2 protein-coding genes and 1 pseudogene are annotated in these 13,089 nt (G+C 71.5%); 2 read left to right on the top strand and 1 reads right to left on the bottom strand.

Going from position 1 to position 13,089, the window contains the following annotated elements:
• A pseudogene (locus ABZ471_RS38955) lies at positions 1 to 240 on the bottom strand (peptidase M4 family protein); the annotation flags it as partial.
• A gap of 1,666 nt (positions 241 to 1,906) precedes the next feature.
• Here ABZ471_RS38955 and ABZ471_RS38950 point away from each other — a divergent pair.
• Together ABZ471_RS38950 and ABZ471_RS38945 are read left to right on the top strand one after the other, a co-directional pair.
• On the top strand, positions 1,907 to 3,700 hold the full coding sequence (locus ABZ471_RS38950) for an acyl-CoA dehydrogenase (RefSeq protein WP_359073413.1): 1,794 nt from the start codon (positions 1,907 to 1,909) through the stop codon (positions 3,698 to 3,700).
• Complete coding sequence (locus ABZ471_RS38945) at positions 3,697 to 13,089, top strand: amino acid adenylation domain-containing protein (protein WP_359073412.1); 9,393 nt, start codon at positions 3,697 to 3,699, stop codon at positions 13,087 to 13,089. The genes ABZ471_RS38950 and ABZ471_RS38945 overlap by 4 nt, the downstream gene beginning before the upstream one ends.

Raw genomic sequence — 13,089 nt, 5'->3', positions numbered from 1 at the left:
CTTCTCCTTGGCGCCGAGGCCTATCGCCTGCGCGGTGCCGGCCGCGTCGGCCTGGGCCTGCTGGATCAGGGTGGTACGGGCAGCGGCGGACAGCGCGGTCGGAGCGGCCGCAAGGTGGATCCTGCCGGTGGTCGGCTGTGCCGTGGCCGCGGTGGTGAGCGCGGTGCTCACCAGGGCTCCGGCGACGACGGCAGTGGCTACGGCCAAAGTGGCGCTCTGGTGACGCATGTGGCGAGTCACACAAGCTCCTTTTGTGGGGGGATAGTCCGGTCGGTGTGGGGCCGACCGGAATGGCTGTGGAGTTGGTCAAGCTCGTACAGCGGGTGAAGAAAGGATGACATGAATGACATGTTCATGTCATCAAGGGAACTGATGTTGGTCGAAACCTGACTGCGCGACGGGCGCCCGACCACGCGGTTGCGTGACCCAGCGCGCAAGGCGCGACCCCTCCACGAAGCGTGGCGGGAAGATGCATGTACAAGGAAACTGCACCCGTCGCCCGGTCCGCTACGCGCGTCGAGCAAACACGACAACTCCCCCGCATCTCCTTCACTTTGCGGACAGAGACTCGTGCACGGCCTGCGCGTATGCGCCGTCCCACCACTTGGGCACGACGCTGTTCAGGTCACGGAGCCCGGCGAGGCCGACTGGAGTGTCTTCGGCGGCGACTTCGGTATGAGCCTCGACATCACGCCGCTCACGGTCGTGTTGCTCTTCTCCGGCATCACATGCCGCCTCCGGGCGACTTCCCGCACGACACGAATCCATTGGTTACACATTCAACGAATTCGCTCTTCCTGAAGCAGGATGAACGCACGCAATGAAAGCCTCGATTCGAAGGCACTCCTTTTGTGTTCCGTTCCGGCCCTGGTGGCCGGAACGGAACACATGACGTCCAAACCGAGAAACCACGGTGACATCGGATTGAACGCGCGCGCCGGGCATCGACCGTACATGGCTCTTTAAATGGCCGAATGCGGTGCCAGCCAGGCCCCACGCCTTGCCGAGCCCCCTCCGGGGAGTGCGTTGAGAGCGCTCCCGTTCCGTGATCGACCGGTGAAATGGATCACAGACGCGTGGACTGGCGGCTCTCTAAGATCATGAACGTCGCTTGCTCGGCTCCCGTATTTCCGCCACTCCCCTCCCCCTCCCCCATGAGATTCCGCGGAGGTCGAGCCATATGTTCGCGAGCATCACCCCTTGCACTGCCTGAAAGTTAGGAAAAGTGTGTCCGGTATTGCCGGTTGGCTCGATCGACACTCTGATTTACGTTCGCTCGGCCTGACGGTCGAGCAGTTTGCTTCCGACCTCGTCGTCCGTGGCCTCACAGGCTGCACGGCACGGCAGGAACGACAAGTCGCCCTGGTCCAAAGGGACTCGGGTCAGGACCGGCAGGCAGCGGTGGCCACCAGCGGCTTCGGTGACATCCTGGCCGTTGCGGCGTGCGACGGATCTGTTACCTCGGAGCGACCACGGCTCCCCAACGACCGTTTCCGATGGGACGGTTGCCGACGACAGCGGTGCCGCACAGGCCGAACTCAATGCCGTTGCAAGGCCGGTCCGACAGGCAGGTCGCGTGAACTCCTCGGCCACAGCAGGGCGCCGACACGCCCGCCTGTCGGTCTGTCAGCAATCCGTCGTACGACCGAGGGTCCGGCGCTGCTCCACAGACGCGGCCGGCTCGACCGTGCCGATTCCGAGATGGTGCTGCAACTCGACGACTGGATGCGGCGCTTGAACGTGCACACGCGGCGATAGCCGGACCGCTACCGGTGAAGGGCGGGCGCTGTCCGCTCCCCTGCCCGAATCACTGCCCTACACCACGATGCTCGCCTCTGCCTGCTCACAGTCAGGGCGACTTGGCATGCCCCGGCCAGGGGCACCGACCTCGATGCAAGGACCTCCTTTGGCAAGGACAACACGGAACGCGACCAGCGACCCGGACCGCGTCAGCTTCCTCGAAGAGCTGTATCAGGGACGTTTCCGCTGGGACCTCATCCGAGACTTCCCGGTGCAGGACCCGTCCGACGCGCGGACGGGCGACCGGATGACCGAGGAGCTGACCGCCCTGCTGCGCGACCGCGTCGACCCGGACGACGTCGACGCACGCGCCGCTCTGCCCGAAGGCCTGCTGGACGAGTTGGGCGGTCGCGGCTACTTCGCCCTCCAGGCGGACACCGCCCTGGGCGGCCATGCGCTCTCGCACTACAACACCTTCCGCATGGTCTCGGCGGCCGCGGCGCACTGCACACCGGTGGCGCTGTCCCTCGCCATCGAGAACGCACTCGGTGCCGCGGCGTTCCTGTCCGTCGTTCCGGACGGGCCGCTGCGCGAGCTGCTCGGCGATGTCGTGCGCCGTGGCGCCCGGTCCGCCAGCGCGGACAGCGAGCCCCAGGGAGCGGCGAACCAGCGCCGCCTCACCACGGCGACGCGTATCGAGGGCACCGAGGACTACCTGCTCAACGGGCGCAAAGTCTTCGTCGGCCACGCACCCGTCGCCGAGGTGGTCAGTGTCTCGGCCACCGTTCACGAGGACGGGGTCGACCGGGTGCGGATGTTCTTCGTCCCGACCGACAGCCCCGGAGTGACCGGCGGGGACTGGCACACGTACATGGGTATCAAGGGATTCCCCAACGGCTGGCTGGAGTTCCGGGACGTGCGCGTCGCCGGCGGCCACATGCTGGTCGAGCGCGACGTGGAGCACGTCGTCCGGACGACGCCCGCGACGGCGCGCCTGGTCGGCCGGGGCCGGATGCACCTGATCGCCGCGCCCGCGCTGGCCGTCGCCCGGCTGTCCGTCGGGTGGATGCGGGACTTCGCGGCCCGCCGTGTCATCGACGGACAGATGCTGTCGGAGTATGAGGAGGTGCGGCACCGGCTGGCCGACAGCCTGGCGGAGACGTTCGCCATCGAGACCATGGCCCAGTGGTGCCTGCTCCCGGACGACCAGGGCAGGAACCTCAACCTGCGGTTCGAGCAGAACGCCGTCAAGAACGCGGCCTCGCTGCTGGCCTGGGACATCGCCGAGCGCGCCATGTCCCTGCTGGCGGCGGAGGGTTATGAGACGGCAGCGAGCAAGCGGCTGCGCGGCGCACCGCCCGTCCCTGTGGAACGGTACCTGCGCGATCTGCGGAACCTGCGGATCTCGGGCGGCGTCGACTTCCAGATCGACAACTGGATCGGGCGGCTGGCGATCCTGTCGTACTACTACCCGGAACCGGAACACGCCGAGGAACTCCTTCGGGAGGGCGAGGTTCCCCTCGACACGACGGGCACCGCCCTGACCCCCCGCAATCTGGAACACCTGCGCTCCGCGGCCGCACAGACCCGGGGCTTCGGGCGCACCTGTCTCGAACTGGTCCGGCGCCATCCCGACCGGGAGGAACTCGCCGGCCAGGAGCGGACGTTGATCCTCCTCGCCGGCATCGCCAGGGAGCTGCTCGGCACAGCGCTCACCCTGGCCCGTGCCTCCACCCTGTCGGCGTCCGGAGACGACAGCGCCCAGTCGCTGGCCGACATCTTCTGCACCGCCGCCCGGCTGCGGATCGACGATCTGCGCAGCCGGCTCCAGTCCCCGCCCGCACCGGACGTCACAGCGGTCACCACCGCCTGGATGTCCGGAGCCGGGTTCGGCTTCCTCACCCCCGACGGCACACCCCGCCCGTCGCATGCCGATCGCGTCGAAGAGAGCACCGTATGAACACCTCCACGCAGTGCGTCCCGCTGTCCGTCGGCCAGGAGGCGATGTGGGTCGCCTGGAAACTGGACCCCGGGCAGTGGAGCCACATCATCCCCACTCCCTTCCGGGTGCACGGCACCCTGGACCTCGAACGGCTGCGCCGGGCGGTCGCCGAGATCGGCGAGGCCTTCCCGCAGCTGCGGGCGCGGGTGCGCACCGGAGCGGAGGGGCCCGTCCTCGACTGGTCGGACGCGCCCGGGATCCCCGTCCGACGCTCGCGTACCGAACGGGACCAGGACTCCGCGATCCGGGAAACCTGGCAGACCCCGTTCGACCTGCGCATCGGCCCGCTCGCGCGCGTCGACGTCATCGACGGCCCGGACTACACGGTCCTCCTGATCGCCGTGCACCACCTGGTGTACGACGGCGCCTCCGTCCTGCTGCTCCTGGACGCCCTGCGCACTGCCTACCAGGGCGGCGAGCTGCCCCGCGAGGACCACGCGCCGGCACTCGCCGCGTTCGCCACGCACTCGCGCGAACTGGCCGACGGCCCGTCCGGAGAGGACCACCGCCTCCACTGGAAGGCGGCTCTCGGTGAAGGCGGGGGTGCCTTCGCGCTGCCGACCGGCTCGGAGAAGCCGCAGTACACCGTCATCAGCGAGAAGATACCGGCGGATCTGGCAGCAGCCCTGCGCGCACGTGCCACCGAGACGGGCATGTCCTTCGCCACCGTGCTCATGGGCGCCTACTTCGCGCTGCTGAGACGGCACAGCGGCGCGTCGGACGTGCTGTCGTTCCTGCCGTACCACGGCCGCTGCCTGCCCGAACTGGCCGGGCGAGTGGGCTACTTCGTCAACGCCCTGCCCGTTCGCGTCCCGGTGCGCGACGACGACACCTACGCCGACCTGCTCGGCCGGGTCCGCATGCAGGTCAAGGAGACCCTCGCGCACGGCGATCTGCCGCTGCCCGCCATCATGCGGTCGGCGGGGCTGACCGGCCCGGAGGCCCGTCGGCGCACCCACCAGACGGTGTTCCAGTACTGGCACGCGGGCCTGCACGACGGCGTCGACGTCCACGACGTGCGGCTGTGCCACGAGGGCGCCGAGGCGCGGCTGAGCCTGCTGGACATGGAGAGCACCGCGGGCTTCCGCCTCGCGCTCATGGTGCGGGAGGACAGCTGCGGCACGCACCTGCTGTGGAAGGACCCGGCGGGCTCGCTGGGCGCCACCGTGGTCCGTGGCATGGCCGACGACTATCTGGCGGTGCTGCGCGCGATCGCGGACGACCCGCGCGCGGGTATCGGCGATGTGGTGGCCACCGTGCCGGCCGACGAAGGCGGCATCGTAAGGGCCGCCGACGGCGACGGCTCGGGGGCGACGCCCGGCGTCGAGGACGACGTCCGGCTGGCGGAGATGGCAGAGGTCTGGCAGTCCGTACTGGGCGCCGGTCCCGTCGCGCCGGGGGACTCGTTCTTCGAGCTGGGCGGGCATTCCCTGCTCGCCGAGAGGCTTGTCGCCGCGGTGCGCGACCGGTTCCCCGCTGCCGCCGCGACCATTCGCCTGCTCTTCGACCACCCCCGGCTGGCGGACTTCACCGCCCACGCGCTGCCGCCGACGGATCCCGTCGGCGCCGATCGTTCGCCCGGCACTCCGTCCGCTCTGCCCGACCCGGCCGTCACGTCCGCGCCGGCCACCGGGAACACCTCCCCCGCCGCCCAGGACGCTGTCTTCGGCGCCGGGGACACCTTCCCGGCCTCCAGCTTCCAGCGCCGTATCTGGCTGGCCCAGCGGGTGGGTGGTGACCCGGCCGCCTACAACGTGCCGCTCGCCTGGCGGGTCGAGCATCCGCTGGCCGCGGACGGCATCGGCCGGGCTCTGGCCGCGACGATCGCACGGCACGAGATCCTGCGCACCGCGTTCCACGAGGTCGACGGCGAACTCATGCAGACCGTGGGCGCTCCGTGGGTCCCCCGCGTCGAGCGGGTCGACCTCGGCGACCGGCCGGATCCCCAGGCCGCGCTGCAGGACTGGATCCGCACCTCGGCACACGAGCCGTTCAGCCTGTCCTCGGGACGGCTGCTGACCGCCGCGCTGATCGAACTCGGGCCGGCGGGCCAGGTGCTGTTCCTGTGCCTGCACCACCTGCTGTGGGACGGCGAGTGTGAGGGCATCCTGCTCAAGGAGCTGGACGCCCACTACACCGAGGCGAGCGACCGCGGGGCCCCGCGCACCGACCGGGACGCCCCGGCCGTGGCTGCCGGGGACGTGTATCCGGCGTCCGCGCACCAGGAGCGCATGTGGTTCGTCGACCGGTTCGAGAACGGCCACCTCTATCCGGGCGCGCCCACCTATCACAATCTCCCGCTCTTCCTGCGGCTGGAGGCGCTGCCGGAACGGGCCGCTCTGGCGGAGCGCGTCGCCGCCGTCGTACGGGCGCACGAGGCACTGCGTACCGAACTCGTCGAGCTGGAGGGCCGAGTCGTCCAGCAGGTGCGGTCCGGCGCGTCCGTCGTACCCGAGTGGCTGCCCGCCACGCCGGGTGACGCAGACGGTACGCAGGCTCCGGACGTCCTGACGGACTGGGCGCGTACGCCGTTCGACCTGTCTGCCGGTCCGCTGTTGCGGATCGCCGTGCTGCCTGCGGAGGACTCCTCCGGCGGCTGGATCGCTCTGTGCGGGCACCAGGCCGCGGTCGACCGGGGGTCACTGGACACGGTCGCCGCGCAGATCCTGGCCGGGCCGGACGAGATGGAGCTCCGGCCGACCTCCTACAAGGCGTGGCACGACGCCGACGACGAGGACACCCGCCGGGCTCATCTCGCAGCCCGGGCCGCCGTGCTGCAGCCGCCTGCCGAGCCGCTGCGCCTGCCGGAGCGCCGTACCCGCGACGCCGTGCACGTCTACGAGGAGCGGTCGGTGGCGTTCACCGTCCCCGCCGAAGTCGAGCTGGGCCGGGTGGCCGACCGGCTCGGCGCGGACGTGCCGGACGTCGCCCTCGCCGCCTTCGCGGCCCTGCTCCAGTGGTACTCCGGCCAGGAGGACATGGTGCTCGGCCTGTCCCACCCCGGGCGGCGGGACCAGGACCGGCACGTCGTCGGTCCGCTGAGCAATCTCCTGCCGGTGCGCCTGCGCCCGGGTACGGACCTGACGTTCGCCGGACTCGTCGAGCGCACCGCGGCCGAAACGGCACACGCCCGCGCCCACGACCGGGCTCCGTTCGACGAGCTAGTCCGGATGGTCGACCCGTCCAAGGACATGAGCCGTACAGCGTTGTTCGACGTCCTGTACAGCTACCTTCCCGCCGCGGCACCGCTACCCGGCCCGGAGGGCACCTCGGTGCGTCCGGTGGCTTCGGCCGGCGGGCGCGGCAAGTACGACGTACACCTGTGCCTGCAGCCGTACGACGACGGCCACCGCGCCCATCTCGTCTACAACGGCCGGTACTTCGACCACGACCAGATCACCGCGATGGCCGCCCACTACGTGACGGCGCTGCGCCTGCTGACGGAGCGGCCCGAGACCGGGGTGGCCGAGATCGACCTCCTGTCGGAGCGCGAGCGCCACACCCAGCTGCAGGTGTGGAACGCCACCGACGCCGCCTACGAGGAGACGCCCGCCCACGACCTGATCCGGCGCCGGGCCACGGCCCGCCCCGCGGACGTGGCGCTGACCGACGGTGCGGTCTCGGTCGGCTACGGCGATCTGCTGGCCGACGCGGAGGCGGTCGCGCGGGGCCTGCTCGCCGCGGGCGTACGGCAAGGAGAGCTGGTCGCCCTGCTGTTCCCGAGGGGCGCCGACCAGGTACGCGCGATCCTGGGCACCCTGCTGGCCGGCGCCGCCTACCTGCCCATCGACCCCGCCATCCCGGACGAGCGCCGGGAGTTCATCCTCGCGGACTCGGGGGTGCGGCTCGCGCTCGCCCCGTCGCTCAGCGCGGACGGCCACGGCTTCGACGGGCGGGTACTCGCCCTGGACGAACTGCTCGACCCGGCGCACCGGGGCGAGGAGACACCGCTGCCGTCGGTTTCCCTGGACTCGCCCGCCTACTGCATCTACACGTCGGGCACCACCGGCCGCCCCAAGGGTGTCGTCCTCACCCACCGCAATCTCGTGCGGCTGCTCGTCAACGACCGGCTTCCGTTCTCCTTCGGACCGCAGGACGTGTGGACGATGTTCCACTCGTACGCCTTCGACTTCTCGGTGTGGGAGCTGTTCGGCGGCCTGGTGCACGGTGGCCGGGTCGTGCTCGTCTCCGAGGACGAGACACGGGACCCCGGGCTCTTCTTCGACCTGCTCCAGCGCGAGCGCGTCACCGTGCTGAACCAGACGCCCAGCGCCTTCCGCCGACTGCTCGCCCTGCGGCCGTCGGCACCGGAGGGGCTCGCCGGGCTGCGCTGTGTGATCTTCGGTGGTGAGGCGCTGCGGCCGGCGATGCTTACCGCGTGGTCCGAGCGGTTCCCCCAGGTGCGGCTGGTCAACATGTACGGCATCACGGAGACCACCGTGCACGCGAGCGTCCGTACCGTCTCCCGTGGCGACATGGAGACGGACGCGAGCATCGTGGGCACGCCGATCCCGACGACGCGGCTGTACCTCCTGGACCGGCACACCGGCCGCCGACTGCTGCCCGACGGCGCCGTCGGTGAGATCTACGTCGGCGGCGACGGTGTGGCGGGCGGCTATCTGGGCCGGCCGGAACTGACCGCCCAGCGTTTCGTGCCCTCACCGTTCGGTGACGGCACTCTGTTCCGCAGCGGCGACCTCGCCGCCCATCTGCCCGACGGCAGTCTGCGGTTCATCGGACGCGCCGACTCCCAGGTGCAGCTGCGGGGTTACCGCATCGAGCCGGGCGAGGTGCAGACGTGTCTGTGCGAGCATCCGGCCGTCTCCGACGCCGTCGTGTTCGCGGACGACGACCGGCTGGTGGCCGTGGTGCAGAGCGAACAGGCGTTGAGTGCGGGTGAGTTGCGCGGTCATCTGGCGCGCCGGCTGCCCTCGTACATGCTGCCCTCGCTGTTCCACGTGGTGGCGGACATCCCGCTGACCTTCAACGGCAAGGTCGACCTGGTGTCGCTGCGGGCGCAGACCGCCGCGCTCGCCGCTCCTGCCCGGCGTGCGCCCCGGGCGGGTACCGGCGCCGTGCTGGCGGCCGTGTGGCGCGATCTGCTCGACGTGCCCACGGTGAGCGAGGACGACTCGTTCTTCGCACTGGGCGGGCACTCCATGCTCGCTGTACGTCTCATCGGTGAGATCGCCGAGCGGTTCGGCGTGGACCTGCCGATCAAGACGCTGTTCGAGACGCCGCGTCTTGGCGACCTGGCCGATGTGATCGACGGGGCCACGGGCCGGACTTCGACCGCCGTGAACCCGCCGTCCCCGGCCACCACCTCCGCGGCACCGGCCTCAAAGGCTGCTACGACAGCCGACTCCGGCGACCTGCCTCCGGCACCCGCCGCACAGCCCGCGGCCCCCGCGAGCGCCTTCCAGCGACGCATGTGGCTTGCGGAACAGACCGGTCAGGGCTCGCCTGCCAACGTCTCCCTCGGCTGGTCCGTCGACGGCCGGCTGGACACGGCGGTCCTTGAGGATGCCCTGGCCCGCCTCGTCGCCGGTCACGAGATCCTGCGTACGTCGTTCCGCGCGCAGGGCGGCAGCGTGCGGCAGGTCGTCCAGGCGCCCTGGCGACCTCACATCGAGGTGTTCGTCCCCACCGACGCCGAGGGGCCCGAGGAGGCGGCCACGCGGTGGCTCGACGCATCCGCCGGGCACCCCTTCGACCTCGCCTCGGGACAGTTGCTGCGCGCGGCCGTCGCCGACTGCGCGCCGCGCGGCCAGGCCTTCATGCTCTGCCTGCACCACCTCGTCGTGGACGGCGAGTCCGTGCCCGTCCTGCTGCGCGAGCTCGAGCGCTGCTACCGCGACAGCCTCGCGGGTGTGCCGTCCGAGCCGCCCGCACTGCAGTACCGGGAGCACGCGGCCGTCGTGGAGCGCTCCGGTGATCTCCATCGCAGCGCCGACCTGGACTTCTGGGAAGAGCGGCTGGCCGGCTGGCCTGCCCGGCTCGACCTGCCGGCACCGGCCCGAGCGGAGGCCAACGGGGCGGTGCGCCTGGCGCTGCCCGAAGGCCTGCTGGGCCGGCTGCGACCGGTCATGAACGAGCACGGCGCGAGCTGGTTCATGCTGATGGCAGCGGCGCTGGCCACGGGTCTGCACCGGTGGAGCGACCTGCCGCGGGTGACCTTCGGCGTTCCCGTGAGCATCCGCGACCGCGACTCCGCCGACCTGCTCGGTCCCTGCCTCAATCTCGTCGTCCTGCGGTCCTCGACGGTGGGCGACGCTCCCGCGCGGGAGGTGCTGCGCGCGATGCGCGCGGAGGTGCTGGACGCCTTCGAGCACTCCCGGACGCCGTTCGACGAGGTGCTGGCCCGGCTGCGTCCCGAACAGGCCGCGGACGGGCCACCGTACGGCGACGTCGTGCTCAACATGAACCTGCGGGGCGACCGACGCGCCATGCTGGGCGGGGCCGAACTGCGCCCGGTGTTCGCCGAGTCGCTGTGGTCACGCGAGGCCAAGTTCGGCATCACGCTGACCGTGGCCGAACAGGACGGCGAACTGGCGGCCGTGCTCTCCCACCGGGGTGAGCGCGTGTCCGCTGCCGAAGCCGCACGCCTGGCGGACGCCGTCGCCGCGTTCCTCGTGGAACTCGCCGACGGCGGACGGCCGGCCCAGTACCGGGACTTCGTCCGCGCCCAGGAGGCGGCTCGGGCCGGCGCTCGTCACGAGGCGGATCTCGCGCACTGGCAAGAACGGCTGGACGGGGCGCCCGCGTACGTGGACCTTCCCTCGCCGACGGAGCCGGCACCGCACGGAGTGGTGCAGATACCGGTGCCCTCGGGTGTCGGCGAACGGCTGCGCGCGCTGCACGAACGGCACGGAGTCTCCCCGTTCATGACGGCGGCCACGGCGCTGGCCCTCCTGCTGCACCACCGCACCCGTCACGACGACGTGGTGATCAGCAGCCCGATGACCAACCGCGGCCCGGGCGGGCTCACGGACGTGTTCGGGCCGTGCCTGAACACCGTGGCGCTGCGTTCCCGGCTGCGGCCGGACGCGACCGTGCGCGAGGCGCTGGAAGCGATGCGGGACACGGCGTTGGACGCCTTCGCGCACTGTGAGGTGCCGTTCGACGACGTCGTCGACCGGATCAATCCGCCCCGCAAGCCGGGCCGTACCCCGTACGGCGACGTCTCACTGGCGTTCAGCACGGCCGCGGTGCGCCCGCCTACGCTGGGCGGGGGCGCCCTGCACGCGGTCGAACTCGACGGTGGCGACGCGGCATACACCGGAAAGCTGGGGCTGACGGTCGCGCTGGTCCTCGACGGCGGCGAACTGCGCGGCCACCTGTCCTACAACGGCGGCCTGGTCCGGCGGGACGACGTGGAGCAGATGGCCGACACGCTGGCCACGCTCCTGGCACAGCTGCCCGGGGACCTGGACGCTCCAGTCGCTGGGCTGGAGCTGATCCCGCGCGGGCAGCTGGAGCGGATACGGGAGTGGGAGCAGGGACCGGAGCCGGGTCCCGCGACGACCGTGCCGGAGCTGGTGCTGGAGCAGGCGCGTATCCGGCCCGACGCCACGGCGATCGAGAGCGGCCGGGGTGCGATCGGCTACCGCGGGCTGGTCGCCCGCGCCCGGTCGCTGGCCGAGACGGTCCGCCCGCATCTTCCGGTCGACGAACCCACGGTCGCACTGCTCCTGGAGCGCGGCGAGGACTTCGTCGTCGGCATGCTGGCCGCCTGGTTCGCCGGGGCCGCGTTCTGCCCGCTCGACCCGTCCTGGCCGGCCGCCCGGCAGGAGTTCGTCCTCGGCGACGTACAGGCCGACGTGCTGCTGACCCGCGCCGGAGTCCCGCTGCCGTCGACCGGCCGGGCCACGGTCCTCGACGTCACGGACGTGACGACGGCCGAGGGGAGCAACGGCGACGAGGGCCTGCCCGACTGGTCTCCCGACGCCACCGCCTACGTCATCTACACCTCCGGTACCACCGGAACCCCCAAGGGCGTGGTCGTCCGGCACGGGGGCCTTGCCAATCTCGTCCGCTCGGTGGGGAACACGCAGGGCATCGGTCCCGCGGACCGCTGCACACACCTGCTGAGCGTCAGCTTCGACTCCTCGCAGATGGAGGTGTGGCAGGCCCTGGCCCATGGAGCCTGCCTGGTCCCGCACGAGGAGCCGGTGGTCGCCTCCACGCTCGGTGAGTGGCTGGAACGCAAGGGCGCTACCGTGGCGTTCTGCGCCACCGCACTGGCCGAGGCCATGTGGAGCACCGGCACCACGTACCCGCGCGGGCTGCGCTGGCTGGGCATCGGCGGCGCGGCGCTCTCCCAGCGTCCACCGGCCGGGCTGCCCTACCGGCTGCTCAACTCCTACGGCCCCACCGAGAACACCGTCGCCGCGTCGGAGCACATCGTCGAGGGCTCCGGTACCGCGCCGCTGAACTGCATCGGCCGGCCCATCGCGGGCGTTCGGATGCTTGTCCTCGACCCGGCCGACCGGCGCGTCCCTCTGGGCACCACCGGCGAGATCCACCTGGCCGGTCACAGCCTCGCCGTCGGGTACCTGCGGCGTCCGGAACTGACGGCGGACCGGTTCCGCACGATCGAACTGGATGGCCGGCCCGTGCGGGTCTACCGCACCGGAGACCTCGGCCGTCGGCTGAACGGCGGCGCCGTGGAGTACCTGGGCCGAGCGGACCGGCAGCTCAAGCTCCGTGGCTACCGCATCGAGCCTGGCGAGATCGAGCACTTCCTGTTGCGGCAGCCCGAGGTGGCCCAGTCCGCCGTGACGGGTGACCCGCAGCGCACCCCGGCTCTCGTCGCCTATGTGACCCCGCAGGGCGCGCACCGTCCCGACAGTGCCGAACTGCTGCGCCGCGCACGGGCCGAGCTGCCCGCCTTCATGGTGCCGGAGGCCGTCGTCGTGCTGCCCGTCCTGCCGCTGACCACCAGCGGCAAGGTCGACCACGCCGCGCTGCCCCGGCCCGAGCGCACGGACCTCGTCGGCTCGGCCGGTCACGTCGCACCGGGCAACGACACCGAGCGACGCGTGGCCGCCCTCTGGTCGGAGGTCCTGGGTCTGCCCGCGGTCTCGGTCCACGACAACTTCTTCGACCTCGGCGGCAACTCTCTGGCGCTGGCCAAGCTGCACGCCAGGGTGGTCGCGGCCTTCGGCCGGGAGCTGCCCAGCACGGCCCTGTTCGAGCACCCGACCGTCGCCGCCCTGGCGCGGGCGCTCGACGCGGAGCGTCGGGCCGGCGACGCCGACGACACCGCCGGCCCCAGGCGACCGCAGCGGTCCGGTCGGCATCTCCGGCGCGGCCGGCGCCGTCCCGGCACGGCGGAAGGTGCATGA

This window comes from Streptomyces sp. NPDC005728 (assembly GCF_040630895.1).
In the GTDB taxonomy this organism is placed as follows: domain Bacteria; phylum Actinomycetota; class Actinomycetes; order Streptomycetales; family Streptomycetaceae; genus Streptomyces.
Note: the sequence above shows the minus strand (reverse complement) of the source record. Positions and strands in the feature narration are given on the sequence as shown.